Source organism: Streptomyces chlorus, assembly GCF_042655885.1.
GTDB classification, from domain to species: domain Bacteria; phylum Actinomycetota; class Actinomycetes; order Streptomycetales; family Streptomycetaceae; genus Streptomyces; species Streptomyces chlorus.
The window spans coordinates 335,551-362,204 of record NZ_JBHSOA010000025.1 but is presented as its reverse complement, the minus strand read 5'-3'; the positions used below and the strand labels follow the sequence as shown (position 1 = coordinate 362,204).

24 protein-coding genes and 3 pseudogenes are annotated in these 26,654 nt (G+C 69.9%); 13 read left to right on the top strand and 14 right to left on the bottom strand.

Going from position 1 to position 26,654, the window contains the following annotated elements; genetic code table 11:
- Nucleotides 1–4: 4 nt before the first annotated feature.
- Both ACFPZI_RS13195 and ACFPZI_RS13190 read left to right on the top strand, forming a co-directional pair.
- Nucleotides 5–805 carry an ABC transporter permease gene (locus tag ACFPZI_RS13195; protein ID WP_381362572.1) on the top strand — a complete coding sequence of 267 codons (801 nt, stop codon included), beginning with the start codon at nucleotides 5–7 and terminating at the stop codon, nucleotides 803–805.
- 73 nt (nucleotides 806–878) lie between these two features.
- Entirely contained in the window at nucleotides 879–1,901 is a 1,023-nt protein-coding gene (locus ACFPZI_RS13190; protein WP_381362569.1) for a COX15/CtaA family protein, read from the top strand.
- A gap of 85 nt (nucleotides 1,902–1,986) precedes the next feature.
- On the opposite strand, the pseudogene ACFPZI_RS13185 reads toward ACFPZI_RS13190, so the two are convergent.
- From ACFPZI_RS13185 to ACFPZI_RS13160, 6 genes and pseudogenes are all read right to left on the bottom strand, one after another.
- A pseudogene (locus ACFPZI_RS13185) lies at nucleotides 1,987–3,162 on the bottom strand (RNA-guided endonuclease InsQ/TnpB family protein); the annotation flags it as partial.
- Nucleotides 3,090–3,395 (bottom strand): Tn3 family transposase, encoded by a 306-nt coding sequence (locus ACFPZI_RS13180; protein ID WP_381362948.1) that lies wholly within the window; start codon nucleotides 3,393–3,395, stop codon nucleotides 3,090–3,092. The gene ACFPZI_RS13180 and the pseudogene ACFPZI_RS13185, both read right to left, overlap by 73 nt.
- Nucleotides 3,396–4,304: 909 nt before the next feature.
- A complete protein-coding gene (locus ACFPZI_RS13175; protein WP_381362966.1) occupies nucleotides 4,305–4,622 on the bottom strand; it encodes a hypothetical protein in 318 nt (105 codons plus the stop codon).
- Nucleotides 4,519–5,193, bottom strand: a complete 675-nt coding sequence (locus tag ACFPZI_RS13170) for a DUF4158 domain-containing protein (RefSeq protein ID WP_381362946.1) — start codon at nucleotides 5,191–5,193, stop codon at nucleotides 4,519–4,521. The genes ACFPZI_RS13175 and ACFPZI_RS13170 overlap by 104 nt, the downstream gene beginning before the upstream one ends.
- A gap of 165 nt (nucleotides 5,194–5,358) precedes the next feature.
- Nucleotides 5,359–6,693, bottom strand: coding sequence for a hypothetical protein (locus ACFPZI_RS13165; RefSeq protein WP_381362567.1), 1,335 nt, complete (start codon nucleotides 6,691–6,693; stop codon nucleotides 5,359–5,361).
- 10 nt (nucleotides 6,694–6,703) lie between these two features.
- Nucleotides 6,704–7,462: a hypothetical protein gene (locus ACFPZI_RS13160; protein ID WP_381362564.1), complete on the bottom strand. Its 759-nt coding sequence runs from the start codon at nucleotides 7,460–7,462 to the stop codon at nucleotides 6,704–6,706.
- Nucleotides 7,463–7,522: 60 nt separating this feature from the next.
- Between ACFPZI_RS13160 and ACFPZI_RS13155 the strand changes: the two genes are divergently transcribed.
- The gene (locus tag ACFPZI_RS13155; RefSeq protein ID WP_381362944.1) at nucleotides 7,523–8,353 is read left to right on the top strand and encodes a glycosyltransferase family 2 protein; all 831 of its coding nucleotides are present in this window, start codon (nucleotides 7,523–7,525) and stop codon (nucleotides 8,351–8,353) included.
- 5 nt (nucleotides 8,354–8,358) lie between these two features.
- On the opposite strand, the gene ACFPZI_RS13150 is transcribed toward ACFPZI_RS13155, so the two are convergent.
- Nucleotides 8,359–9,405 carry an NAD-dependent epimerase/dehydratase family protein gene (locus ACFPZI_RS13150; protein WP_381362562.1) on the bottom strand — a complete coding sequence of 349 codons (1,047 nt, stop codon included), beginning with the start codon at nucleotides 9,403–9,405 and terminating at the stop codon, nucleotides 8,359–8,361.
- Nucleotides 9,406–9,594: 189 nt separating this feature from the next.
- Between ACFPZI_RS13150 and ACFPZI_RS13145 the strand changes: the two genes are divergently transcribed.
- From ACFPZI_RS13145 to ACFPZI_RS13125, 5 genes and pseudogenes are all read left to right on the top strand, one after another.
- Nucleotides 9,595–10,908 (top strand): XRE family transcriptional regulator, encoded by a 1,314-nt coding sequence (locus tag ACFPZI_RS13145; RefSeq protein WP_381362559.1) that lies wholly within the window; start codon nucleotides 9,595–9,597, stop codon nucleotides 10,906–10,908.
- Nucleotides 10,909–11,059: 151 nt separating this feature from the next.
- On the top strand, nucleotides 11,060–11,332 hold the full coding sequence (locus ACFPZI_RS13140; RefSeq protein WP_381362556.1) for a recombinase family protein: 273 nt from the start codon (nucleotides 11,060–11,062) through the stop codon (nucleotides 11,330–11,332).
- Nucleotides 11,333–11,381: 49 nt separating this feature from the next.
- Complete coding sequence (locus tag ACFPZI_RS13135; RefSeq protein ID WP_381362554.1) at nucleotides 11,382–11,483, top strand: recombinase family protein; 102 nt, start codon at nucleotides 11,382–11,384, stop codon at nucleotides 11,481–11,483.
- 49 nt (nucleotides 11,484–11,532) lie between these two features.
- A complete protein-coding gene (locus ACFPZI_RS13130; protein ID WP_381362551.1) occupies nucleotides 11,533–11,835 on the top strand; it encodes a helix-turn-helix domain-containing protein in 303 nt (100 codons plus the stop codon).
- A 181-nt stretch (nucleotides 11,836–12,016) separates the two neighbouring features.
- Nucleotides 12,017–12,115: pseudogene (locus tag ACFPZI_RS13125) on the top strand (transposase); the annotation flags it as partial.
- 30 nt (nucleotides 12,116–12,145) lie between these two features.
- Here the strand turns inward: ACFPZI_RS13125 and ACFPZI_RS13120 are convergent.
- The 3 genes and pseudogenes from ACFPZI_RS13120 to ACFPZI_RS13110 all read right to left on the bottom strand — a co-directional run.
- Nucleotides 12,146–12,599 (bottom strand): annotated as a pseudogene (locus tag ACFPZI_RS13120) (nucleotidyltransferase); the annotation flags it as partial.
- Nucleotides 12,600–12,723: 124 nt separating this feature from the next.
- Nucleotides 12,724–13,104: a hypothetical protein gene (locus tag ACFPZI_RS13115; protein WP_381362548.1), complete on the bottom strand. Its 381-nt coding sequence runs from the start codon at nucleotides 13,102–13,104 to the stop codon at nucleotides 12,724–12,726.
- A 96-nt stretch (nucleotides 13,105–13,200) separates the two neighbouring features.
- Nucleotides 13,201–14,169: a heme o synthase gene (locus ACFPZI_RS13110; protein ID WP_381362545.1), complete on the bottom strand. Its 969-nt coding sequence runs from the start codon at nucleotides 14,167–14,169 to the stop codon at nucleotides 13,201–13,203.
- Nucleotides 14,170–14,497: 328 nt separating this feature from the next.
- Between ACFPZI_RS13110 and tkt the strand changes: the two genes are divergently transcribed.
- The 5 genes from tkt to pgl are packed head-to-tail and all read left to right on the top strand — an operon-like array spanning nucleotide 14,498 to nucleotide 21,319.
- Nucleotides 14,498–16,618: a transketolase gene (gene tkt / locus ACFPZI_RS13105; protein WP_381362542.1), complete on the top strand. Its 2,121-nt coding sequence runs from the start codon at nucleotides 14,498–14,500 to the stop codon at nucleotides 16,616–16,618.
- Nucleotides 16,619–16,652: 34 nt separating this feature from the next.
- Entirely contained in the window at nucleotides 16,653–17,771 is a 1,119-nt protein-coding gene (gene tal, locus ACFPZI_RS13100) for a transaldolase (protein ID WP_381362539.1), read from the top strand.
- 4 nt (nucleotides 17,772–17,775) lie between these two features.
- Nucleotides 17,776–19,299 carry a glucose-6-phosphate dehydrogenase gene (zwf, locus tag ACFPZI_RS13095; protein WP_381362536.1) on the top strand — a complete coding sequence of 508 codons (1,524 nt, stop codon included), beginning with the start codon at nucleotides 17,776–17,778 and terminating at the stop codon, nucleotides 19,297–19,299.
- Complete coding sequence (opcA, locus tag ACFPZI_RS13090; RefSeq protein WP_381362533.1) at nucleotides 19,296–20,537, top strand: glucose-6-phosphate dehydrogenase assembly protein OpcA; 1,242 nt, start codon at nucleotides 19,296–19,298, stop codon at nucleotides 20,535–20,537. The genes zwf and opcA overlap by 4 nt, the downstream gene beginning before the upstream one ends.
- A complete protein-coding gene (pgl, locus tag ACFPZI_RS13085) occupies nucleotides 20,534–21,319 on the top strand; it encodes a 6-phosphogluconolactonase (protein ID WP_381362530.1) in 786 nt (261 codons plus the stop codon). Before opcA ends, pgl begins: the two co-directional genes overlap by 4 nt.
- Nucleotides 21,320–21,402: 83 nt before the next feature.
- Here pgl and ACFPZI_RS13080 read toward each other — a convergent pair whose 3' ends face one another.
- Genes ACFPZI_RS13080 through ACFPZI_RS13065 form a run of 4 tightly spaced genes read right to left on the bottom strand, consistent with a single transcriptional unit; the run spans nucleotide 21,403 to nucleotide 26,624 of the window.
- Nucleotides 21,403–22,242, bottom strand: a complete 840-nt coding sequence (locus ACFPZI_RS13080; RefSeq protein WP_381362528.1) for a carbohydrate ABC transporter permease — start codon at nucleotides 22,240–22,242, stop codon at nucleotides 21,403–21,405.
- Complete coding sequence (locus ACFPZI_RS13075; RefSeq protein ID WP_381362527.1) at nucleotides 22,239–23,630, bottom strand: ABC transporter permease; 1,392 nt, start codon at nucleotides 23,628–23,630, stop codon at nucleotides 22,239–22,241. The genes ACFPZI_RS13080 and ACFPZI_RS13075 overlap by 4 nt, the downstream gene beginning before the upstream one ends.
- 4 nt (nucleotides 23,631–23,634) lie before the next feature.
- Nucleotides 23,635–24,963: an ABC transporter substrate-binding protein gene (locus ACFPZI_RS13070; RefSeq protein WP_381362524.1), complete on the bottom strand. Its 1,329-nt coding sequence runs from the start codon at nucleotides 24,961–24,963 to the stop codon at nucleotides 23,635–23,637.
- Between the two features lie 38 nt (nucleotides 24,964–25,001).
- Nucleotides 25,002–26,624 (bottom strand): glycoside hydrolase family 13 protein, encoded by a 1,623-nt coding sequence (locus tag ACFPZI_RS13065; RefSeq protein ID WP_381362942.1) that lies wholly within the window; start codon nucleotides 26,622–26,624, stop codon nucleotides 25,002–25,004.
- Between the last annotated feature and the right edge of the window lie 30 nt (nucleotides 26,625–26,654).

Sequence of the window (26,654 nt, the reverse complement as noted above, 5' to 3'; positions counted from 1 at the left end):
GCTCATGAATCCGGTGAAACCGGCACCCACCGGGACCCGTGCGACCGGCGCCTACGCGCCGAAGCCGGGCGCGGCACCGCTCCCCCGCATGATCGCGGCGCAGGCGGCACTCGAGACGAAGATGCTGCTGCGCAACGGCGAGCAGTTGCTGCTCACCGTGGTCATCCCCACGCTGCTGCTGGTGCTGTTCAGCACGGTGGACATCGTGGACACCGGCACGGGCGAGGCCGTGGACTTCCTCACCCCCGGTGTCCTCGCGCTGGCGGTGATGTCGACGGCGTTCACGGGGCAGGCCATCGCCACCGGTTTCGAGCGCCGGTACGGGGTGCTGAAGCGGCTGGCGTCGTCGCCGCTGCCGCGCTGGGCGCTGATGACCGCGAAGACGCTTTCGGTGCTGGTCACCGAGGTGCTCCAGATCGCCTTGCTGACGGTGATCGCGTTCGCGCTGGGCTGGTCGCCGCAGGGCAACCCGTTCGCGGTGTTTGTGCTGCTGGTGCTGGGCACGGCCGCCTTCTCGGGGCTCGGTCTGCTGATGGCGGGCACCCTGAAGGCCGAGGCGACGCTCGCCGCCGCCAACCTGGTGTTCCTGCTGCTGCTCGTCGGCGGCGGGGTTGTCGTGCCACTGGACAACTTCCCGGACGGTGCGCAGAGCGTCCTCGGGCTGCTGCCGATCTCGGCCCTGTCGGAGGGCCTGCGGGACGTGCTCCAGGACGGGGCGGGGCTGCCGTGGGGCCAGGTCGCGATCCTCGCCGTGTGGGCGATCGCGGGGCTGGCGGCGGCCGGCAGGTTCTTCCGCTGGGAGTGAGCGGGCGGCGGAAACGGGACGGAACCGCCACAGGGCGGACCCTCGTGAAAGCATGCACAAGCGGCGCCCTACGATGGGTCGTGTGCCAAACCTGACCCGCGCCGACGCCCAGGCGGCCCTGCGCAGCCCCCTCGCCTTCATCGCCGCACGCTGGTCCCCGGATCCCCGGACGGTCCGGCGGGCGGTCCTCGCCGCGCTCGTCATGTCGGTGGTCATCGTGGTCACCGGCGGTGCGGTGCGGCTGACCGGCTCCGGTCTGGGCTGCCCGACCTGGCCCAAATGCACCGATGACTCCCTCACCTCCACCCGCGAGATGGGGGTGCACGGTGTCATCGAGTTCGGCAACCGGCTGCTGACGTACGTGCTGTGTGCCGCCGTCGGCTGGGCGATCGTCGCCGTGCGCTCCGAGAAGCCGTTCCGGCGCGGCCTGACGCGGCTGGGCTGGGCGCAGTTCTGGATCGTGATGGGCAATGCGATCCTCGGCGGCATCGTGGTCCTGGTCGGCCTGAACCCGTACACGGTCGCGGCGCACTTCCTGCTCTCCTCCGCGCTGATCGCGGTCGCCGCCGTGATGTGGCAGCGCGTCCGCGAGGGCGACGGGGAACCTCGGCCGCTGGTCGGCAAGCCGGTACGGCAGCTGGTGTGGTTCCTGGTGATCGCCTCCGTACTGCTGATCGCGGTCGGCACGGTGGTGACCGGTGCGGGGCCGCACGCGGGCGACTCCAGCGAGGTCGCGCGGATGCCGGTGGACTCGGAGATGGTCAGCAAGCTGCACGCCGTGCTGGCGTGGGTCGTGGCGACGCTGACGTTCGCCCTGTGGTTCCTCCTCAAGGCGGTCGACGCCCCCGAGGGCCCGCTGCACCGCACCCGCGAGCTGTTCCTGATCATCCTCGCGCAGGGCGTGATCGGCTACGTCCAGTACTTCACGGACCTGCCCGAGGTCCTGGTCGGCGCCCACATGTTCGGCTCCTGCGTCATGTGGATCTGGGTGGTACGGGTCCTGCTGTCGCTGCGCGAGCGGCCGGATACGCCGGTGGCCGGTCCGCCGGTGCCGCCCGCTCAGTCGTCCGACGCCACGAGCGCGTCGATCGCCTGACCCGGGTAGTCCCGGGTCAGGCGTGCCCGGCGCAGGGCCCGTTCCCCGTCGGGCGGCGCGGGATCCTCTTGACGTGCTCCCTGGCCTAAAGTCCAGGGATTCCGGCCTGGGTCGTCCGACCCTTCCGGGGGCTTCCTGTTTCAACGCGCTGTGCCGGGATTTTCGGCCTGGTCCTACCGGCGCTCCACGAGGCGTTTAGCGTCTCCACCCGTCCGGTGGCGACGATTCGGCGTCCTTCGAAGAGGACGTTGCGGGCCGCGTTGTGGTCGCGGTCGTGCACGGTGCCGCACTCCTTGCACGTCCACTCCCTCACGTGCAGCGGCTTGGGCCCGTCCCGAAATCCGCAGGCCGAACAGACCTGGGAGGACGGGAAGGCCCGGTCCACCTTGGCGAAGGTGCGTCCGTGCTTGACCGCCTTGTACTCCAGCATGCCGACGAACGCGGACCAGCCCGCGTCGTGCACGGACTTGGCGAGCCGGGTGCGGCCGAGACCGGCCACCGCGAGGTCTTCCACATACACCGCTTGGTTGTCGCGGATGATCTGTGTGGATGCCTTGTGGTGGAAGTCCCGGCGCCGGTCCGCCACACGCGCGTGCTGGCGGGCGACCTTGAGGCGGGCCTTGGCCCGGTTCTTCGAACCCTTCTGCTTGCGGCACAGGTCCCGCTGAAGGCGCTTGAGTTTCTTCTCCGCCCGGCGCAGGAAGCGGGGGCTGTCGATCCTGCGGCCGTCGGACAGGACGGCGAAGGCGGACAGGCCGAGGTCGATACCGGCTTCCGCCTCCAATTCGGGGAGGATGTCCGGCTCGGTGTCCACGACGAAGCTGAGGAAGTAGCGGCCACAGCTGTCCTGGGTGACGGTCAGGGACGTGGGCGCGGCCGGAAGCCGGCGCGACCACTTCACCTTGAGGTCGCCGACCCTGGCCACGTACACCGTGCCGTCGTCATGGAGGGAGAAGGCGTTGGTGTTGAGGCGGACCGACTGCCGGGCGTCCTTCTTCGATTTGTACCGGGGCGGGTCGGCCTTGCGGCCCTGCCGCTTGCCCTTGAGCAAGTCGAAGAAGTTCTTGTAGGCGGTGTCCAGGTCCCGGAGGGACTGTTGCAGGACGACCGCTGACACGTCACCGAGCCAGACGCGTTCCTCGGTGCGCTTGGCCTGGGTGATGCGAAGCCGGGACAACTCGGCCGACGTCACGTACGGCAGTCCTGCCGCGTGCGCTCGCTTCCGGTCGCGCAGGCAGTCGTTCCACACCACGCGGGCGCACTCGAGGGGGTGGCATTCGCGATCTCGACGCCCGCGGCCTTGAGGCCGACGGTGGTCAGGTAGCGCCGCGCTGTGTAGCGGAGTTCCTCCTCGCTGTGCCCGTGCTCGCCGGCGGCGACCGAGCTGATCCCCGAGTTGGTGCCGTACGCGTAGGCGATCAAAAGCAGGCGTTCCAGGAGCTTCGCCTCATCGATCGCCTCGCGGGTGCCGACCGGGGCGAGGGCCTTGAGCATCCCGGTGCGCAGGGCGGCTTCCTTGAGGATGTCGATCAGGGCGACGGTGTCCCACTTCTTGCGGATCGCCTTCTTGAGATTGCGCAGGTTCTTTGGTTCCTTCTGGGGTTCGGGCTCGGTGAACTTGATCGCGCCGTTGCGGTGCTTGCCGCTGATCGTCACCCATGGCAGCTTCGGCAGCTTGGTGTCCAGCGCGCCGAGCTCGGCGCGCATTTCGCTCTGGAGCTGGGCGATGAACAGCTTCGCGTCGCGCGGCTTGTTCAGCTTCTCGTAGTACTCCGCGCGCCGGACCTCGAAGTCGTCGGGCAGGTCCTCGTCGGGGTTGCACCACTTGTCGGCGCCAGCCACCCAGATCTCCTTACAGCGCAGCCGGTCCCGCAGGGCCTGGAAGACGCACGCCTCGTAGACGGTGCGCATGACGCGCTTGGGACCCTTGTCGGGGGTGAAGATGGCGAACTCCATCCAGTCCTTGCGCACGACGCCTTCGAGCGGAATGGTCTCGCCGAGCGGCAGGTAGGTGGTGGAGGAGTCCTTGTGCCGCTCGATCAGGGCCAGGGCGTCCATGACGGGCTTGTGCTGGTCGTTGGAGGAGCAGAAGTCCAGCACGCCGAGGAGCTTCATCAGCCCGCTGCGGTAGTGGTTGGAGTAGGAGGACTTGAAGACCTCCCGCTTGTTGCGGGCGAACTCCGCGTTGGTCGCCTTCATCTCGGCGACCAGGTCCTTGAGCGTCTTTTCCCCGCCGACGGCCGGATAGACCACCTCGCGCACGCTGCCCTCGGGGGGCGCCGAGGGAGGCGGTGGCGATCTTTCCGAGGAGTCCGGCCTTGCCGCGGACCTTGGTGAACTCGGCGACAAACGCCTCGGTGACCTTCTTCTCCGCCCGCGCGTTGATGCGGTGCACGGTGGAGTTCAGCAGCTCCACGAGGGTGTCGGTGATCTCCCGCTGGCGCTGGAGCAGCAGGGCTGCGAGCAAGACGTGCCGTACGGGGGCGTCGAAGCGCCGCAGGTGGCTGGGGAGGCGGCCGAGGCGCGGGCCCACCAGGCGTTGATGACCTGTACTCCGATGCCGGTGAACGCCTTGGCCGGGACGCCGACGGCGCGGACCTGCTTGAGCTTGGATATCTCATCCAGTAGCGAGTTGAGGCTGACGTTGCCCGGATGGGCCTTGATGTCGGCCAGTACCGACTCGATGTCGTCTTCGTCCTCTTCGGCGCTGTCGCCGTCCACGGCCGCAGTATCGTCTCGTTCGGTGGCGTCGCCGGTCGGGTCGGTGAAGACCAGCGCGTCCAGCCGGCGGGGGACAGTCTTCTTCTCGCGCAAGGCGTGCGGCGACTTCGGCGACGGCCCGCTCGTCGGCCTGGTGCAGCGCGGAGCGGATGATCGCCGTGACCTGGTCCGGGGTCGGGGGCTCGATCAGGTCGTGCCGCATCTGCCGGAACAACTCGGCCCGTATCTGCTCGTCGCGCCGTTCGTCGTGCCAGTTCGCGTCCACCAGGTGGGAGACGAGCTTGAGGGTGTCGGTCTTCGAACACTCATGCCAGCCGGTCAACTTCCGCAGTTCGGTGCGGTGCCGCTGGGCGGTGCGGTCGGTGAAGTCGTAGAACCCCAGCTCCGAGGCCGCGACCCCGGCCTGCTTGGCGACGTGCTCGACCGCGTCGGGCGGCAACTCCAGACGGGTCTTGGGGAACCGTCCGCGCCAGGTCAAAAACTTCAGCTGGACGGCGAAGCCCAGCTTTGTGGCCCCGCTCTTGTTCCGTAACCATCCCGCCTCGTCGCCGGACAGGGTGAAGTAGTCCACCACCCCGTCCAGACCCAGATTCCGCCCCACTCCACAGCCTCTTTCGTCACCTCTGTGATCGGCACTCGGGCTGGACGGTAAAGGTGGCGCTGTGTACGGCGCACGAACATCGGCGAAGCAGTCCGGCGGGATGGGCGGGCCTGGTAATGGAACCGGGCGATCAGTTCAGGCGGCGGCTGGATGCCCGGCGGCCTTGCCGGTGGCGTCCCGTCGCATGGCGGTCATGCCCAGGTCCGCCATGCGGGGCACGAAGGCGACGTCGAGTTCGTCGACCGGGTGGATCAGGCCCCGCTCGCAGGTCTCCGCCAGCCACACCGTGCAGTCGGCGGGGTAGGCAGGGTTGACGCCGATCTCGCCCTTGGGGAGGAACCCGTTGAACGGCGCCCGGATCTGGTGGTGGTTCCAGTAGTTCCAGGCCCGAAGGGCCTTGGCCTGCTCGAAGGCGAGGTAGAGCTGCGGGTAGCGCTGAAGAATGCGCATCTCGCGGAAGAGTGTCTGCCCCAGCAGGGACGGCGCAGCCTTGGCAAGGCTGTCGAAGTCCTGGTCGCGGAAGGTGAAGGTGGTCGCGTCCTGGCCGGGGTCGAGGGCCAGGGCGGTGAGTAGGTGGGAGAGGCGGTCTCGGGTGTACTGCGCTGCTCCGGGGGCGAGCGGGGGCTCGATGTCGGCGATCAGGTCGTGTAGGCGCTGGTGGTCGGGGTGGAAGCGGGACAGGTCGAACAGCTTGTCCATGCCGCTGACCGCGGAGAACGCCAGACGCTTGTAGAGGCGGTTGTTCATCTCGCCGACCTCCGCGAGTGCCTTCGTCTCGGTGCTGGTGGAGTGGAGCATCAGGTACTCCGACAGCACCTCGAAGTACACGTAGCCCAGGAACGGCAGATTCTGGACGGCAGCGGCGAGCTGGTCCACAAACGTGCCCGGCGCCGTCCTGCGTCCGGCAGCGCCTGCCAGGGCCACGTCCAGGAAGGGGGCGGCCGTACGGATCTGGTGCAGCGCTCTCCCGCGCAACCAAAGGTCCTCGGCCTTGGTGAGGAAGCTGCGGTGATCCAGGTAGGTGCCCAGGTGGACGCGGCCGAGCCGCACGTAGTCGATGCCCTTGGCCGGCGCCGGGGCGGTGGGCTTGATCTCGATCATCAGAGTTTGAGTGTGCGACTTGGTCTGTAGCAGGTAGGCGCCGAGGTTGTGCGGACGCAGGCCGGCGGGGGTCTCGGTCAGCGGTGAACAGTACAGCGCGGCGAGCAGGCATCCGGAGGAGGCGTAAAGCTGGCCGCTGGCCCGGATGGCGTCCAGGGCCGTCGTGGTGTGCATCAGATGGATCGGGCGACCGCTGGTGAGCGCCTGGGTCATGGCGTTGTGGGCGAGCAGATGGCCGCCGGGGGTGTCGTGCTGTAGTCGGCGCCGCCAGTCGTCCTCGCTCTCGGCACACCCGGCCGGGACGGGGCGGATGCGGGGGTGGGTGTAGTCGGTGTGGGCGTCGTCGAGGTCGGTGTCCACAAGAGGCACGAGAGGTCTCCTACTGGCCGGGGGTGAGGAAGCGTCGGGCGTCGGCGAGGGCGTGCTGGGGGTCGGCTCCGTCAAGGGCGGCCTGCTCGCTGCGCACGACGAGGGCAAAGGCGGCCGGGGGCAGCCAGTCGGGCACCGGAATGCGCAGCCGGGCCAGGTCCGGCCACCACCGCTGAAGCGGCAGGCGATAGCGGTCCAGGCAGTCGGCCGCCTTGAGGACGTCGACGAGATGCGGAGCGCGCCGGTAGGCGCACTTCTGCTGTGCGGTGAAGTTTTCGTAGGGCACGTCGTGCACGGCGATCGCCTGCGCCGCCCGGTGTAGCGCGGCCGCCGGAACCTCGCAGCCCATCGCGCGGGTGACCGTGTCGGTGCGGCGGCGGAACCACGCCGCCGCTCGTTGTCCGTGACCGGGGTCGGTCCGGTCATCGCACCGCCGGCAGTCGTGGACTGCCCCGGCGGCACAGAGCGCCGCGACGTCGTCGCCCTCCAGCCCGTACTCCTGGGCCAGGAGTACGGCGAGCAGGCTGACGCGGGCGTTGTGGCGGACGCCGTGGTTGGAATCGGCCTGGCGCTCGGTGGTGAACCACGACCTGGCCGGTACGAGCATGAGTCCCGGGCGTGGGAAGCTGGGCGCGGCGTCGAAGTTCGCCGGGCGGTTGTCCGTAATCCACCCAAGCGTCATCTGGTCCATCGGCTGGTGGGCGGGCAGTCGGCACTGGGAGGCGAGTTCATGCAGGCAGGCGCGGCCGGGCGGAGTTCGATCGGTCATGGCGTCCTTCACACAGATGGGAACAGGGCAGGCGTGAAGCTGGGCGTGGCGATCCTGACGATGGGCACCCGGCCCAAGGAGCTGGCGGAGCTGCTGGCCTCGGTCCATGCGCAGACGACCGCGGCGGCGCGGACGGTGGTGGTGGCCAACGGGTGTGCGATGCCCGATCTGCCGCCGTGGGTCGAGACGGTGCAGCTGGAGGAGAACCTGGGGGTGACCGGCGGCCGCAACGCCGCCTTGGAGCACCTGTCGGACATGGACCTGGTGCTGGACCTGGACGACGACGGCCTGCTGGTCTCCGACGACGTCTTCTCCACGATCACCGCGCTGTACGCGGCGGATGCGCGGCTGGGGATCGTCGGCTTCCGTATCGCCGACGAGACCGGAGTGACCCAGCGCCGCCACGTGCCCCGGCTGCGGGCCGGTGACTCGATGCGCGGCGGCCTGGTGACCGGCTTCCTCGGCGGGGCCCACGTCCTGTCCGTGAAGATGCTGCAGGAGGTCGGCCACTGGCCGGACGCGTTCTTCTTCGCGCACGAAGAGACCGACATGGCCTGGCGGGCGATCGACGCCGACTGGCGGGTGCGTTACGCGCCCCAGCTGCTCCTCCAGCACCCGCGGACCTCCCCGGCCCGGCACGCGTTCTTCTACCAGGTCAACGCCCGTAACCGGGTCTACCTGGCACGCCGTCACCTGCCCGCGGTGCTCGTCCCCGTCTACCTGGGGGTGTGGGTGGCCCTGACGCTGGCCCGCACCCGCGGCCTCTCCGGGCTGCGGGCCTGGTTCGGCGGCTTCGCCGAGGGCTGGCGCACCGAGTGCGGGCGCCGGAAGCCGATGCGCTGGCGCACCGTGTTCCGACTGGCCCGCCTCGGCCGCCCCCCGGTGATCTGAGCGACTCACGCAGCGGCCTGGGCCTCGGTGTGCAGCCACGCCGGAATCGCCTGTGGGGTCCGCTCCAGCCACTTCAGGTAGCGGCTCACCCCGTCCTCGATGTCCACCTGCGGAGCCCAGTCCAGCACGCTGCGCATGCGGGTGATGTCGGCGCAGGCACCGAGCGGATCGCCCTGTGGCCGCGGGGTCTCGATGATCCGCGCACCGGGATGCTGGCGGCGCACCAGGTCGGCGACCTGCCGGATGGAAGTGGCGCGGCCGGTTCCGACGTTGAGCGTCGTACGGTCCGCGCGCTCGGTCACCGCTGACAGCAGGGTCGCCTCCGCGATGTCGTCGACGTGCACGAAGTCCCGCACCTGGTGGCCCCCGCCGTTGAGGTGCAGCGGCAGACCGAGCGCGGCCCGCATGGCGAACCAGGCCACCACCCAGCTGTGACTGTTCTCCTTGACCACCTGCGGCTCCCCGTAGACGGAGAAGTACCGCACGATCGCGTACGAGTCGTCGGCGCCGCCCAGGGCCAGGGCGGTCTGATGCTCGCCCCACAGCTTGGTGTTGGCGTAGACCGACCCGGGCGTCAGCACGTCCTCCTCGCTGAAGCGGGCCCCCGTATCTGGCGAACCGTTGCCGACGCCGTAGACGCTGGCCGAGGAGACGAAGACCAGCCGCCTCAGCGCGCCGCTGTGCCGGGCCGCTGCATCCAGCACGGTCTGGGTACCGCGGATATTGGCTTCCAGCGCCGCCGCCGGATTGCGGGTGCACTCCGCGACGTCGGCCAGCGCCGCGGCGTGGATGACGTAATCACTGCGCGACAGCAGGTCGTTCATCAGCGCGGCGTCGGTGATGTCGCCGGCGACGACGTCCGGGTCCCCGGGCGAGATGCCGAACACGGAGGAGTAGACGGAACTGCCGTAGGCGTCCAGTCGGCCCACGGCAAGCGGTTTGGCGCCCAGTGCGCGGAGTTTGTGCACGATGCGGCTGCCGACCAGTCCGAAGCCTCCGGTCACGGTGACGGTGGCGCCGGACAGATCAGCAAAGCGATCCCTGGTGTTCACGCGAGGACCAGCCCTTCTCGACGGCGCCGCGCGGATGCGCGGCGTCACGCCGTCGAGGACACCACCAGGCCCCGCCGAGCTCCAGGGGATGACTGTGTGGCCGGTGTGTGCCCGGCCTCGGTGAAGCCCCCTCAACCCCCGCCCGAGTACGGCATGGTGGAGGAGCGGCGTCAGTATCGGAGGGGCGACATGGATCTGGACCGTCATCCGCTGGCGCACCTGCGCCGCAGTCACCACTGGTCCGGAGAGGACCTCGCCCGTCTGCTCCGTGCGCAGGCCCGCAGGCGTGGCCTGCGCAGCGGTATCGACCGAAACCGGATCTGGCTCTGGGAGACAGGAACTACACCGAGCGAGGAGAGCCAGTTGCTGCTGGCAGAGGTCCTCGATGTTCCCACCGCCGCGATCGAACATCTCCGATGGCCCGACTGGCTGCCCGCCTTCGAACAGCCCGCCCCGTTCAGCCCCTCGGGAAGCCGGGCCGCCCTGAGAGAGGTGCAGATCACCCGCATGGACCGACGATCCTTCCTGGTACTCAGCAGCAGCACCCTCATCGAGGTCGCTGCCGACTGGGCCCGCATCGAGCCACGCCACCTGTCCCAGGCCCTGGGTGGACAACAGATCGACGAGGAACTCCTGAGGTGGCTGGAGCAGCGTTCCAGCGAACTGCGCACCCTTGCCGCCGGGCCGCACCGGCAGGTCTCTGGCCTCATCGACGCCCATCTGAACACTGCGATCGACCTGATCACCCAGGACCGTTACAGCTCAGCAATTGGCCGCCGCCTCCACGCCGTGGCCGCCGACCTCGCGCACTGCGCCGCATGGCTGCGCTTCGATGCCGACCGGCACGCCGACGCCCAACGCCACTGGCAGGCCGCCGTCCACGCCGCGCACCAGGCCGGGGACCGCGATCTCGCCGCGGTCGCACTCTCCGACCTCGGTTACCAGGCAACCTGGTTGTCCAGGCCCGCCGATGCGATCAAAGTGCTGGAACATGCCCGCTCCCGGACCCGTACGCCGGCCGCCCGCTCCCTGCTCGACGTACGCCGCGCACGGGCTTGCGCCGTACTCCAAGATCACACTGGAACCGGGCGTGCCCTGGCATCCGCCGAGGCCGAGCTGGACCGGATTCGCCCGCAGGACACACCCCCCGTGGTGTCCTGGATGTCGATGGCGGATGTCAACGCCGACGCCGGACGCTGCTGGCTCGACCTCGGCGACCCCGGTCGCGCTGGCAGCGCAATCGACTCCGGACTGGGCGAGCTCGATCCACGCCGGTCCCGTACCAGAGCGGTGTTCCTGACCTACCGGGCCGAAGGCTCGCTCCATGACCGCGACGCCTCCGCTGCCGCGGCCGATGCCCGCGCCGCTCTCGACACCGCCCTCGACTCCGGGGCCACTCGCTGCATCGACCTCGCTTCCACACTCATCCGCCGCCTGGACGACCGGACCGAGCAACCGATGATCGAGCTGCGCGAGTACGCCCGGGAACGACTCGCGGGGTGATCCGACAGCGGCCGGGGGCTGGCCCTGAGTGTCGGCAAACGACCGTCTGTCGACACTCCACCCCGCGATCACGAACCCGCAGGTGAGCACTGTCGACAACTCGCGTCGGCAATCAATGTCGGAGAACGGTCGGACCGATAGATTCCGACACATGCTCATCGGCTACGCGCGGGTCTCGACCGCCGACCAGAACCCCGATCATCAGATTGACGCCCTGCTGCGGGCCGGCGTCGACCGCGACAACATCCATGTCGATACCGCGAGCGGCGCTAAGCCTGAATCCACCGACGAAAACCGGACCCGAGCAGCCTTAGTCCAGGTCAGCGGCCCGATTGAGCCGTTCCGCGCCTTCACCTCTCAGGTGAAGATCGACTACCCCCCGAAGGACTGGTTGACCTGGGAGGACACAGTCTGCCCTCCATGATCATCGGTGGATCCAGGCTAAGGCGTCCCGCCCGAAGCTCGACCTCGTCATGCAGCTGCTTCGCGGGGGCGACACGTTGAAGGTCACCCGGCTCGACCGACTCTCCCGCTCCGTGCTGCACATGGTGACCCTCGGCGCCAACCTAGCGTGAGCGCGACATCGGCCTGCATGTCATCGAGCAGGGCATCGACACCTCGACGATGGAAGGCCGCGCGATGTTCAGGATGCTGTCCGTACTCGCTGAGCTCCAGCGCGAGCTGATCGTGGCTAACACCAACGACGGGCTCGCCTCCGCACGGGCCCGCGGCCGAGTCGGCGGGCGCCGGCCCCGCCTTACCCCCGACCAGGCCGAACTCGCCCAGCAGCTCTACGACGCCCGCGAGAAGACCGTCCAACAGATCGCCGATATATTCAACGTCCCCCGCTCCACGGTCTACGGGCACCTCGACAAGACCAAGACTGTGCCCCGCCAGTCAAAGAAGACCACAGCCGCGAAGTCCTGAAAGCTACCAGCGGGTTACTTGTCGGTTGGTTCGCCGCTCGTTAACGGCACCCCCAGGTCGCCGTCTCGAAGCTGGTCAACAGCCTCAAGGGCGTCTCCGCTCGCCGGATACGGCTGGGGGCACCTTCCGGCCGAAGGCCGGGGGAGAGTTCACCGGCCGGATCAACCGCACCATCATGCACGGGCACCTGTGGTCGCCCTCGTATTTCTCCGCATCGTGCGGCGGAGCACCGTTGGCGATCGTCCGCCAGTACATCGAGCAGCAAAAACGTCCACTCTAAGGTGCACGTCAGAGCAGTCCTGAGATGCATTCATCCCCGGCGCGAACGCCGGGGCTTTCTGCAAGAGTCCCGGTAACGCCACCTTCGGATGTCCTCGACGACCTCGCCGGGGGCGCCGAGGGCGATCAGTACCTTCAGGGCCTCCCGCTTGGAGACCAGTCGGCCCTCGCGCACCGTGACCGTGGCACGGGCGAAGGTCAGCAGGCCCAGGTCGACCCGTACGTCCTGCGTCCAGTGGGCGTCCCGGTCCACCTCCCGCCGCCAGAAGTCGCGCTGGTCGCGCACCACGAACGCGGCGAGGTCACCGTCCGGCACCGGCGGCAGTACGTCCACGGGCGGCGCACCGTGCAGGACCCGGCCGAAGCGGTGCAGCTCGGCCCGGGTGACCGGGGGTGACCGTCCGTTTGAAGAGCTGCTCGTACACCCGAGTCGGGTGGCGCCACTCGGCGTCTCCGGCGGTGTCCGGCATCAGGCAGGTGCGGTGGTGGGCGCTGCGCCGGCTTCGCAGGGCCTAACGGTGAACCGGTGAGTAGGTGTTGCCCGGCCGCGGGGTTGCCGTGGCGCGGCCCTGCGTCCCCCGCCGGGCCGGCGCCGCCCGCAGGCGTGGTTCAGCCGTTGGCCGGGCCGCCGATCTGGAGGCCCGCCATGCGGGTCCATTCGTACCGGCCGGTCCTGACCTTGGCCGCGAACTCGCCGTCGAAGTCGTCGTGGAGGGTGAGGCCCGCCCGCTCGGCCGCCTTCTGGGCGATGGGGTAGGAGTGGGCGACCAGGTCGCCCCAGGCGCCGTCCTCACCGACGAGCACGATCCGGGCGCCGCGCTGTCCGAGGTACGCGATCTGGCCTTCGGCTCCGCCGTGGGCCGTGGCGAAGCCACTGATCCGCTTGGCGAGCTTGGCCGCCTTCCGGTCGGCCTTGCGCTCGGCCTTCTGTTCGGCCCGCTGCTCGGAGGTCTGCTCGGCCTTCGGGTCCGACTGCTGCGTGTCTGCCATGACCAGGATGCTACCGATGGGTAGATCGAACGGCGACGGGTGGGGTCCGTGGCCTTGGCCACGGACCCCACCCGTCGAACGACTGCTCGGGAGGGCCTACCGCAGGAAGGGGTCCACCGCGACGGCCACGAAGAGCAGCGACACATAGGTGATGGACCAGTGGAACAGCCGCATCTCCTTGAGCTTGCCGCCGGTCACCTCGGACTTGGCCCGGTTGAGGAGCGCGTGCGCCTCCCAGAGCCACCAGCCGCCCGCGGCCAGCGCGACCGCGGTGTAGAACCAGCCGGTGTAGCCGAGTGGGGTGAGCAGCAGCGACACCGCGACCATGACCCAGCTGTAGATCACGATCTGCCGGGCGACGACCCTGTTGGAGGCGATCACCGGGAGCATCGGCACGCCCACGCGCGCGTAGTCCTCCTTCACCTTCATGGACAGCGGCCAGTAGTGCGGCGGCGTCCAGAAGAAGATGACGAGGAAGAGGACGATCGGCGCCCAGGACATCGAGTTGGTGACCGCGGACCAGCCGATCAGCACCGGCATGCAGCCGGCGATGCCGCCCCACACGATGTTCTGCGACGTACGCCGTTTGAGGATCATCGTGTAGACGACGACGTAGAAGAGGAGCGCGCCGAGGGAGAGCCAGGCGGACAGCCAGTTGACGGCGAGGCCGAACAGCAGGGTCGAGACGACGCCCAGGCCGACGCCGAAGACCAGGCACTCGCGCGGGCTGACCATGCCGGTGACCAGGGGGCGCTGCGAGGTGCGGTCCATCAGCGCGTCGATGTCGCGGTCGAGGTACATGTTGAGCGCGTTGGCACCGCCCGCCGACAGGTAGCCGCCGAGGCAGGTCAGCAGCACCAGCTGCAGGTCGGGCACCCCCTGCTGCGCCAGGAACATCACCGGAACGGTGGTGATGAGCAGCAGCTCGATGATCCGCGGCTTGGTCAACGCCACGAACGCCTTGACACGGGCCCCGATCGGCCGGTGACTCGGGCTCTGGCTCGTCCCGATTACCCCCGCAGGACGGGATTCAACGGCCGTCACTCGCACCCCTGACAGAGACATCCCAGCAAGCCCTCCCGTATGAAGTGGCGGTAAAGGCTCGCGCGTACCACGCCACCTTAGACGTTGCCCAGACCCGGACATTCGCGGGGGTCGGCTCGTGTTGAACATGGTCGCTCATCGCGGGGATCCGAGCTCGATTGAGCATCCGGATGAGCGGCTCCGTATTCATCTGCCGAATGCGCATACTGCCCAGTCAGAAGGCGGATCGCCGGGAGTCCCGGCAGTCTGGAAGGGCTCGGAGGAAGCACGTCCTACGGGGGTAGGCTCGACTTCGCCGGTATGTACTCGTCCGGCATCCGAAACATGTGGAGAGGAGCCCTGACTCAGGGTGAGCACCAAGCCGACCACCGCAGACCTCGAGTGGACCGAACTGGACCAGCGGGCCGTGGACACCGCCCGCGTCCTGGCCGCCGATGCCGTACAGAAGGTCGGCAACGGCCATCCCGGTACGGCGATGAGCCTGGCGCCCGCCGCGTACACCCTCTTCCAGAAGGTGATGCGGCACGACCCCTCGGACGCCGACTGGGTCGGGCGGGACCGTTTCGTCCTGTCCGCCGGACATTCGTCCCTGACTCTCTACACCCAGCTGTACCTGGCCGGTTTCGGTCTGGAGCTGGACGACCTGAAGGCGTTCCGCACCTGGGGTTCGAAGACGCCGGGCCACCCGGAGTACGGGCACACCACGGGCGTGGAGACGACGACCGGGCCGCTGGGCCAGGGTGTCGCCAACGCGGTCGGCATGGCGATGGCCGCCCGCTACGAGCGCGGTCTGTTCGACCCGGAGGCCGCCCCGGGCGAGTCCCCGTTCGACCACTTCATCTACTGCATCGCCGGTGACGGCTGCCTGCAGGAGGGCATCTCCGCGGAGGCGTCCTCGATGGCCGGCCACCAGAAGCTCGGCAACCTGGTCCTGCTGTGGGACGACAATCACATCTCGATCGAGGGCGACACCGAGACGGCCGTCTCCGAGGACACCGTCAAGCGGTACGAGGCCTACGGCTGGCATGTGCAGCGGGTGGCCCCGAAGCCGGACGGCGACCTGGACCCGAGCGCGCTCTACGACGCGATCGAGGAGGCGAAGAAGGTCACCGACCGGCCGTCGTTCATCGCGATGCGTTCGATCATCGCCTGGCCGGCCCCGAACGCGCAGAACACCGAGGCCGCCCACGGCTCGGCGCTCGGCGACGACGAGGTGGCCGCCACCAAGCGGGTACTGGGCTTCGACCCGGAGCAGACCTTCGAGGTGACCGACGAGGTCATCGGCCACACCCGCGGGGCGCTGGAGCGCGGCAAGCAGGCGCGGGCCGAGTGGGAGAAGTCGTTCCAGAAGTGGCGGAGCGACAACGCCGAGCGCGCGGCCGAGTTCGACCGGGTCGCGGCCGGTGAGCTGCCCAAGGGCTGGGAGGACACGCTTCCGGTCTTCGAGCCGGGCAAGGCGATCGCCACGCGTGCCGCGTCCGGCAAGGTGCTCCAGGCGCTCGGCGCCATCGTCCCGGAGCTGTGGGGCGGCTCGGCCGACCTGGCGGGCTCCAACAACACGACGATCGACAAGACGTCGTCGTTCCTCCCGGCGGACAACCCGCTGCCCGAGGCGAACCCGTACGGCCGCACGATCCACTTCGGCATCCGCGAGCACTCCATGGCCGCGGAGATGAACGGCATCGCGCTGCACGGCAACACCCGCATCTACGGCGGCACCTTCCTGGTGTTCTCCGACTACATGCGCAACGCGGTGCGGCTGTCCGCCCTGATGCACCTGCCGGTGACGTACGTGTGGACGCACGACTCCATCGGTCTGGGCGAGGACGGCCCGACCCACCAGCCCGTGGAGCACCTGGCCTCGCTGCGCGCCATCCCCGGTCTGAACGTCGTCCGCCCCGCGGACGCCAACGAGACCGCGACCGCCTGGCGGGAGATCCTCAAGCGCTGGACGAAGGAGTTCGGCAAGGGCGCCCCGCACGCTCTGGCCCTCACCCGCCAGGGCGTGCCGACCTACGAGCCGAACGAGGACGCCACGCGCGGTGGCTATGTACTGTTCGAGGCCGAAGGGCCCTCCGGGCAGAGCACGCAGCCGCAGGTGGTCCTGATCGCCACCGGTTCCGAGGTGCATGTCGCCGTCGGGGCGCGCGAGCAGCTGCAGGCCGCCGGTGTGCCGACGCGTGTGGTGTCCATGCCGTCGGTGGAATGGTTCGAGGAGCAGGACCAGGGATACCGGGACAGCGTTCTGCCCCCGGCCGTGAAGGCCCGCGTCGCCGTCGAGGCGGGCATCGGCCTCACCTGGCACAAGTACGTGGGGGACGCCGGGCGCATCGTGTCCCTGGAGCACTTCGGCGCGTCCGCCGACGGCAAGGTGCTGTTCAAGGAGTACGGCTTCACCGCCGAGAACGTGGCGTCCGTGGCCCGCGAGGCACTCGACGCGACCCCCGGTACCACCGCAGCCCAGGGCTGACGCTCACATACGAAACGTAGGAGAAGGAATTTCCATGACAGACGCACTCAAGCGCCTTTCCGACGAAGGCGTCGCGATCTGGCTGGACGACCTGTCGCGCAAGCGGATCACGTCCGGCAACCTCGCCGAGCTGATCGACCAGCAGCACGTCGTGGGCGTCACCACCAACCCGTCGATCTTCCAGAAGGCGATCTCCGAGGGCGACGGCTACGAGGAGCAGCTCGCCGACCTCGCCGCCCGCAAGGTCACGGTCGAAGAGGCCATCCGGATGATCACCACGGCGGACGTCCGTGACGCCGCCGACATCCTGCGCCCGGTCTTCGACGCCACCGACGGCCAGGACGGCCGGGTCTCCATCGAGGTCGACCCGCGTCTCGCGCACAACACGCGCGCCACCGTCGCCGAGGCCAAGCAGCTGGCCTGGCTGGTGGACCGGCCCAACACCCTGATCAAGATCCCGGCGACCGAGGCCGGCATCCCGGCGATCGCCGAGACCATCGGCCTGGGCATCAGCGTCAACGTCACGCTGATCTTCTCCCTGGAGCGCTACCGCAAGGTCATGGACGCGTTCCTGACCGGCCTGGAGAAGGCCAGGGAGCGCGGCCTGGACCTGTCGAAGATCCGTTCGGTGGCGTCGTTCTTCGTGTCCCGTGTGGACACCGAGATCGACAAGCGGATCGACGCGCTCGGCACCGACGAGGCCAAGGCGCTGCGCGGCAAGGCCGCCCTCGCCAACGCGCGCCTGGCCTACCAGGCGTACGAGGAGGTCTTCGCCACCGACCGCTGGAGCGCGCTGGAGCGCGAGGGCGCCAACAAGCAGCGTCCGCTGTGGGCCTCCACCGGTGTGAAGGACAAGGCGTACAAGGCCACGCTGTACGTCGACGACCTGGTGGCGCCGAACACGGTGAACACCATGCCGGAGGCGACCCTGGTGGCCACCGAGGAGTCGGGCGAGATCACCGGCAACACCGTCGCCGGCACCTACGAGCAGGCCCGCGCCGACCTCGACGCGGTGGAGCGGCTCGGCATCTCGTACGACGAGGTGGTGCAGCTGCTGGAGGACGAGGGCGTCGACAAGTTCGAGTCGGCCTGGAACGACCTGCTGAAGTCGACCGAGGCGGAGCTCGCGCGCCTCGCCCCTTCGGAGGGCTGACATCTTGTCGAGCAGCAATCCGCTGCGTGACCCGGCAGACCGACGGCTCCCGCGTGTCGCGGGGCCGTCGGGCCTGGTCATCTTCGGGGTCACAGGCGATCTGTCGCGCAAGAAGCTGATGCCGGCGGTGTACGACCTCGCCAACCGGGGTCTGCTGCCGCCGGGCTTCTCACTGGTCGGTTTCGCCCGCCGCGAGTGGGCGAACGAGGACTTCGCGCAGGAGGTCCACGACGCGGTCAAGGAACATGCCCGCACCCCCTTCCGCGAGGAGGTCTGGCAGCAGCTCATCCAGGGCATGCGCTTCGTCCAGGGCACCTTCGACGACGACGAGTCCTTCGAGCGGCTGCGGGGCACGATCGAGGAGCTGGACAAGGCGCAGGGCACGAGCGGCAACTTCGCGTTCTACCTGTCGGTGCCGCCGCGTTCCTTCCCGGTGGTCATCCAGCAGCTGAAGAAGCACGGGCTCGCCGACCAGTCGAGTGGTTCCTGGCGGCGGGCGGTGATCGAGAAGCCGTTCGGCCACGACCTGAAGTCGGCCGAGGAGCTCAACGCGATCGTCCACGAGGTGTTCGCCCCGGACCAGGTCTTCCGCATCGACCACTACCTGGGCAAGGAGACCGTCCAGAACATCCTGGCGCTCCGCTTCGCGAACACGATGTTCGAGCCGATCTGGAACCGGTCCTTCGTCGACCACGTGCAGATCACCATGGCCGAGGACATCGGCATCGGCGGCCGGGCCGGCTACTACGACGGCATCGGCGCCGCCCGTGACGTCATCCAGAACCACCTGCTCCAGCTCATGGCGCTGACCGCCATGGAGGAGCCGGCCTCCTTCGGTGCGGACGCGCTGGCCGCGGAGAAGACCAAGGTGCTCGGCGCCGTACGACTGCCGAAGGACCTGGGCCGGGACACCGTGCGCGGGCAGTACGCGGCGGGCTGGCAGGGCGGCGCGAAGGCGGTCGGCTATCTGGAGGAGGAGGGCATCGACGCCTCCTCGAACACCGACACGTACGCCGCGATCAAGCTGGGCGTGGACAACCGCCGCTGGGCGGGCGTCCCCTTCTACCTGCGCACCGGCAAGCGGCTGGGCCGCCGGGTCACCGAGATCGCGGTGGTGTTCCAGCGGGCACCGCACTCCCCCTTCGACTCCACGGCGACCGAGGAGCTCGGGCAGAACGCCATCGTGATCCGCGTCCAGCCGGACGAGGGTGTCACGGTGCGGTTCGGCTCCAAGGTGCCGGGCACCTCGATGGAGATCCGGGACGTGTCGATGGACTTCGCCTACGGCGAGTCGTTCACCGAGTCCAGCCCGGAGGCGTACGAACGGCTCATCCTCGACGTCCTGCTCGGCGACTCCAATCTCTTCCCCCGCACCGAGGAGGTCGAGCTGTCCTGGAAGATCCTCGACCCGATCGAGGAGTACTGGGACATCCACGGCAGGCCGGCCCAGTATTCGGCCGGTACCTGGGGGCCCGTCGAGGCGGACCACATGCTCGAGCGAGACGGACGGAGCTGGCGCCGGCCATGAAGATAGACCTCACGGACACCACGGCCGGCGAGATCAACAAGTCGCTGGTGAAGGCCCGCCGGGCCATCGGCACTCCGGCGGTCGGCATGGTGCTCACCCTGGTCATCGTGACCGACGAGGAGAACGCCTACGACGCGCTGAAGTCCGCCGGGGACGCCTCGCGCGAGCATCCCTCGCGCACGGTGGTCGTCATCAAGCGCGTCTCCCGCTCGCACCGCGACCGTACGCAGTCCCGGCTGGACGCGGAGGTGCTGGTCGGCGCGGACGCGGGCACCGGTGAGACGGTGGTGCTGCGGCTGTACGGCGAGGTCGCCGACCACGCCCAGTCGGTGGTGCTGCCGCTGCTGCTGCCGGACGCCCCGGTGGTGGTCTGGTGGCCGGTCAACGCCCCGCTGAATCCGGCGGGCGATCCGCTGGGCGCGCTGGGCCAGCGCCGGGTGACCGACATCTATGCCGGCGAGCAGCCGGTACGGGAGCTCGCGGCCCGTGCCGACTCCTACACCCCGGGCGACACCGACCTGTCCTGGACCCGGATCACACCCTGGCGTTCGATGCTGGCGGCGGCCCTGGACCAGGTGACCTGCGAGGTGCAGGGCGTCGAGGTGGAGGGCGAGGAGTTCAACCCGAGCTGTGAGCTGCTGGCGATGTGGCTCGCGGACCGGCTGGACGTCCCCGTGAAGCGTTCGCTGTCCGCCGGCCCCGGGCTCACGGCGGTCCGTCTGAGGACCGACTGCGGCCCGATCGCGCTGGACCGGGCCGACGGTTCGCTCGCGACGCTGTCGATCCAGGGCCAGCCCAAGCGTGCGGTGGCGCTCAAGCGCCGGGACACGTCGGAGCTGATCGCGGAGGAGCTGCGCCGGCTGGACCCGGACGACACGTACGCGTCGGCGCTGCGGTACGGGGTCGAGCGGCTGAAGAGCGGCGCGCGCGGTGCGGCTTCCGTAGCGGCGTCGGAGCCGGGGGCTGCTTCGGGTGGCGACCGGCTGGCGGCGGTGTCGCGCGGGCTGACCGAGGCGTCCAGCGCGCTCGACGAGGTGTCGCGGGTGCTGGACGAGGCGTCGGGGGCTCCGAAGGAGCCGGCGCGGGAGCCCGAGGCGTCGGGTGACTCCGGGAAGCGGCCGGCGGGTGAGTCGCCGGCCAAAGGAGCAGGGGGACTCGCTCCCGTCGAAGCGGCTGCGGAAGGTTCCCGGGTCGCGGCGGCGGCGCAGGCCCCGGTGAACAGGGCGGCGGCGAAGTGAGTACGACACCGCAGCTCGTCGTGCACCGCGACAAGGAGCTGATGGCGCAGGCCGCGGCGGCCCGGCTGATCACCAGGATCGTGGACGCGCAGGCCTCGCGGGGTTCGGCGTCCGTGGTCCTGACCGGGGGCCGCAACGGCAACGGCCTGCTGGCCGCGCTCGCGGCGGCGCCCGCCCGGGACGCGGTCGACTGGGGCCGGCTCGACCTGTGGTGGGGCGACGAGCGGTTCCTGCCGGAGGGCGACCCGGAGCGCAATGTCACCCAGGCCCGCGAGGCGCTGCTCGACGCGGTGCCGCTGGATCCGGAGCGCGTGCACGCCATGCCCGCGTCCGACGGACCGCACGGCATCGACGTGGACACGGCGGCGGCCGCGTACGCCGAGGAGCTGGCCCGTGCCGCGGGACCGACGAACCACGGCGGGGTGCCGGAGTTCGACGTATTGATGCTGGGCGTCGGCCCGGACACACACGTGGCGTCCCTCTTCCCGGAACTGCCCGCGGTCCGGGAGACGGAGCGCACGGTGGTCGGCGTCCATGGCGCGCCCAAGCCGCCGCCGACCAGGGTGACGCTCACCCTGCCGGCGATCCGCGCGGCCCGGGAGGTGTGGCTGCTGGCGGCCGGCGAGGACAAGGCCGAGGCCGCGGCGATCGCCCTGTCGGGCGCGGGCGAGATCCAGGCCCCGGCGGCGGGCGCGTACGGCCGGGCCCGCACCTTGTGGCTGCTGGACGCGGCGGCGGCCTCACAGCTGCCGCGGGCCCTGTATCCGCCGGCGTCGGCGTAACGCGCGCACCGCACGGCACGCACGGACCCCCGCTTCCTCGCGAAGCGGGGGTCCGTGCGCTGTCCGGGTGGGGACGGTGTCCGTCACTTCACCGAGCCCGCCATCACTCCCTGCACGAAGTGCCGCTGGAAGGCGAAGAACACGACCACCGGCACCACCAGGGACAGGAACGCGCCCGGCGCGAGTACATCGATGTTGCTGCCGAACTGGCGGATCTGCGACTGGAGTTCCACCGTCAGCGGCTGCGAGGAGCTGTCGGCGAAGAGGAGGGCGACCAGCATGTCGTTCCAGACCCACAGGAACTGGAAGATGGCGAGGCTGGCGATCGCCGGGCGGCCGACGGGCAGGACGAGCCGGGTGAAGATGCGCCACTCACTGCCGCCGTCCATCCGGGCGGCCTCCAGCATCTCCTTGGGCATCTCGGCGAAGTAGTTCCGCAGCAGGAACACCGCGAACGGCAGCCCGTACGCCACATGGAACAGCACGACACCGGGGATGGTGCCGAACAGCCCCAGCTGGCCGAAGAGTTTGGCGACCGGCAGCAGCCCGATCTGCACGGGGACCACCAGCAGCGCCACCACGAGGAGGAAGATCGCCTCGCGGCCGGGGAAGTCGAGCCAGGCGAAGGCGTATCCGGCGAGCGCCGCGACGACCACGACCAGGGCCGTGGTCGGCACCGAGATCAGCACGGTGTTCCAGAACGCCTGGGTCATGCCCGAGTTCTTCAACAGGGCCGCGTAGTTGTCGAAGGAAAGCTGCCCGGGACCGGCGAACACGGTCCACCAGCCGCCCTTGGCCGTGTCCTCGGCGGACCGCAGCGAGGACAGGAACAGGCCGGCCAGCGGGGTCATCCACACCAGGCCGATCACGACCAGGAACGCCTGCACCACGGCGTTGCCCAGGCCGCGCCGGATCGCGTTCATCGCTGACTCCTTCGGAAGCGGCGGACGTTGAAGACCATGGCGGGGACGACCAGCAGCAGGAGCAGCACACCGAGCGCGCTGCCCAGCCCCTGGTTGTTGCCGCCGCCGAACGACACCAGCCACATCTGGGTCGCGAGCACGGTCGCGTCCTCCTGCACGGGCCCGGGCGCGATGATGTAGACGAGGTCGAACACCTTCATCACATTGATCACCAGGGTCACGAAGACGACGGTGAGGACCGGCGCCAGCAGCGGGACGGTGATCCGGCGGAAGATCTGCCACTCGTTCGCGCCGTCCATCCTCGCCGCCTCCAGCGCGTCCCTGGGCAGGGCGGAGAGTCCCGCGCCGATCAGCACCATCGCGAACCCGGTCCAGATCCACAGGTAGGCCCCGATGATCGCCGGGGTGACGAGGGTGGGGCCGAGCCAGGAGATGCCGTCGTAGGGGGGCGCGAAGTTGGCGGCGGGCAGTCTGAGCGCGTACGAGCCGTTGTCCAGGCCGGTGAAGCGGAACGAGCCGTCGGCGGCGGTCGTCGTGCTCGCGACGGTGCGTCCGTCGCGGACCGCCTCGACCGTCATCCCGGGCAGTCCGCTTTCCTCCGGGTCGACCACTCCCGGCTCGCCTCCCCCGCCGGGGGTGAAGTCGAGGTGGACCACTCCGCGGAGCTCGTCGGAGCCGGCCTCCTGCCGGGTGGCCGCCGGGTGGGCGGGTGCGGCGTCGTCGGGCAGGTCCTTGGGGGCGACACCGACCAGGCCGAGGGTCGTGGTGGTGCCCGGTGAGAGGTCCGCGCCGGTCAGGTACCCGCCGTCGGCCTCCTTGGTCAGGCCCGGCCCGGCGCCGCCCCCGCCGCCGGTGTCCTCGCGGGCGCGGGCCGTCGGGTAGGAGGAGCTGCCCTTGAAGGCGTCGTGGACCGAGACGGCGGCGGCGTTCAGCACGCCCTTGTCGGGGTCGTCGTCGTAGGCGAGCCGGAAGACGATGCCGGCCGCCAGGAAGGACACCGCCATCGGCATGAAGAGCAGCAGTTTGAAGGCGGTGGCCCAGCGGACCTTCTCCACCAGCACGGCCAGGATCAGGCCGAGGCCGGTGAGCAGGGTGGGGGCGATCACGACCCAGATCGCGGTGTTGCGGACGGCCTTGAGGGTGGCCGGGTCGTGGAACATCTCGGTGTAGTTCCCGCCGCCCACGAACCGGGTGCCGGAGGCGTCGAAGAGGCTGCGGCCGACGGAGAACAGCACCGGGTACACGACCAGCGCGCCCAGCAGGAGCAGCGCGGGCAGCACGAACAGCACGGCGACGATCCGCCCCCGCCGGCGCAGGCGCCGGCGGCGGGCACGATCGGGGTGCGAGGGAGCCGGCGGGCTCGCCTCTTTCACCAGGGTGGCGGTCATGACGTCAGTTCCCGTACGCCTTGGCCGCCGCCTTCTCCAGCTCGGCCGCCGTCTTCTTCGGGTCGGACGGGTCGCGCAGGAAGTCCTGGAGGATCTTCCATTCGCCGGTGCCCTTGGTGCCGCCGAAGGCCGCCGGGGCCTGGTCGGACATGTCGAAGCGGACCGAGTCGTCGGCCTCGATCAGGGACTCGGCGGTGGCGCGGGTGACGTCGTCGCTGTAGGAGGAGAGGTCGAGCTTCTTGTTCGGGGAGAGGAATCCGCCGGCCTCGGCCCACACGGCGGCGGCCTCCGGGGTGGCCAGGTACTCCAGGAGCGCCATACCGGCCTCGGCGTTCTTGCCGTCCTTGAGCACCACGGCCGCGTCGCCGCCGCTGACCACCGGGGCCTCGCCGTCGCCGACCGGCGGGAACGGGAAGAAGTTCGCGTCGGTGCCGATGGCCTTGCCGAACTGGTCCTTGGCGACGCCGGCCACGAAGTCGCCCTCATAGACCATGGCGGCGTCCGGCTCGGGGCCGAAGACCTTCTCCACCGACCCGGGGAAGTCGGTGTTCAGTGCTTCCTTCTGGCCGCCCGCGAGAAGCTGCTTGTCCTTGAAGAGGTCGCCGAGTGTGGTGAGCGCCTCGACCACCGTCGGGTCGGTCCACTTGATCTCGTGCGCGGCGAGGGCGTCGTACTTCTCGGGGCCCGCCTGGGAGAGGTAGACGTTCTCGAACCAGTCGGTCAGCGTCCAGCCGTCCTGGCCGGCGACGGAGAAGGCGGCGAGGCCGGAGTCGGAGATCGTCCGCCCGTCCTTCAGCATGGCGTCGTAGGTCTTCGGCGGGGTGACCCCGGCCTGTTCGAGGGCCTCGGGGCTGTACCAGACGGTCGACTTGTGGGCGGCCTTGAAGTAGAGGCCGTACAGGGTTCCGTCGACGCTGCCGTAGTTCTGCCACACCTCGGCGAAGTTGGCGTCCACGGTGCCCTGGACCTTCTTGTCCAGCGGCTTGAGCCAGCCCTGCTCGGCGAACTGCTTCAACACGCCGACCTGCGGGACCATCACGACGTCGGGGGCGTTGCCGCCCTCGATCTTGCTGCCGACGACGGTGGAGACGTTGTCGCCGGTGGACACGAACTGTGTCTTGGCGCCGGTCTTCTCGGTGAAGGCGTCCAGCACCTTCTGGAAGTTCTTCTGCTCGCTGCCGGACCAGACACCGGCGACCGAGACGGTCTGGCCGCCGAGCGCCTTGTCCCCGCCGCCTGCCGAGACGGGCTCGCCCGAGCCGCAGGCGGTGGCGCCGAGGGCGAGCACGAGGGCGGTGCAGCCGGTGAGCAGGGTGGTACGTCGTCGCATCATCGTTGATGTCCCTTCGAAATACGTGAAGTGGGCGGGATCTAGGAGCCGCTGATCCACCAGGCGGCCGTGGAGCCGGGCAGCACTCCGGGCGGGCACGGGCCGCTGGCGAGCAGCGGGGTGCCGGAGGCCGGAGCGGGTACGGGGGCGGTGCCGAAGTTGACGGCGCACACCAGGTCGTCGGCGCGGACGAAGGCCAGGACGTCCGGCGGGGTCTCCAGCCAGCTCAGTGCGCCCTCGCCCAACTGGGGCAGTGAGGCGCGCAGTTGCAGGCCGTCGCGGTACAGGTGCCAGAAGGAGCGGGTGTCGGCGAGGGCGCGGTCGGTGGCGTGTTCGGCGAACCACTCGGGCTGCGGCAGCCAGGGCGCGGCCCCCTCGGCGCCGGAGGTGAAGCCGAACGGGGAGGCCTGTCCCGACCAGGGCAGCGGCACCCGGCAGCCGTCGCGGATCCGGGCCCGGCTGCCGGTGCGGCGGAAGATCGGGTCGGTGAGCACGTCGTCGGGGAGGTCGACGACCTCGGGCAGGCCCAGTTCCTCGCCCTGGTAGACGTACGCGGCGCCGGGCAGCGCCAGCATCAGCAGCGCGGCGGCGCGAGCGCGGGCGGCGCCGAGGCCGCTGCCCTGGGGGGCGGGTTCGCCGTAGCGGGTGACGGTGCGGACCTGGTCGTGGTTGTTGAGGACCCAGGTGACGGTCGAGCCGGTGCCGGCGATGTCCTGCATGGCCTCGGAGATGACCTTGCGGAAGGCGTCGGCGTTCCAGGGGGCGCCGAGCAGGTCGAAGAAGAAAGCCTGGTGGAGCTCGTCCGGGCGGACGTACCTCGCGTGCTCTCGGGCGGTCGGGACGGAGACCTCGCCGACCAGGAGGCGCTCCTGGCCGTCGCGCCGCGTGTACTCCTCGCACACCTCGCGCCAGTGCCGCCACACCTCGTGCACCTCGGGCTGGTTCCACGCCAGCGGGTTGACCGAGTCACGGGTGCGGGCGTCGGCCTCCGGGTCCGGGGAGTCGGGCAGTTCCGGGTGCTTGAAGAGTCCGGCGGCGACATCGATGCGGAAGCCGTCGGCACCCCGGTCCAGCCAGAACCGCAGGGTGCGGTCGAAGTCGGCGGCGACCTCGGGGTTGCGCCAGTTCCAGTCCGGCTGTTCGGGCGTGAACATGTGCAGGTACCACTGGCCGGGCCGGCCGTCCGGCTCGGTGACCCGGGTCCAGGCGGGCCCGCCGAACATGGCGTGCCAGTTGTTGGGCGGCTCGGCGCCGCCCGGTCCGCGGCCGTCGGCGAAGTGGAAGCGGGCGCGCTGCGGGCTACCGGGCTGCGCGGCGAGCGCCTCGCGGAACCAGGGGTGCTCGCTGGAGCAGTGGTTGGGGACGATGTCCAGCAGCACCTTGACGCCGAGCCGCCGGGCGGCCCCGACCAGCAGGTCGAACTCGGTGAGATCGCCGAAGACCGGGTCGACGTCGCGGTAGTCGGCCACGTCGTAGCCGTGATCGTGCTGCGGCGAGGGGTAGAAGGGGCTCAGCCAGATCCCGTCCACGCCCAGCTTCTTCAGGTACGGCAGGCCCGCCCTGACCCCGGCGAGATCGCCGATGCCGTCACCGGTGCTGTCCAGGAAGCTGCGGACGTACACCTGGTAGATCACTGCGTCGCGCCACCAGCGGTGGGTGTCGATGTGCTTGGGACTCACCCCGTGGACCTGTCT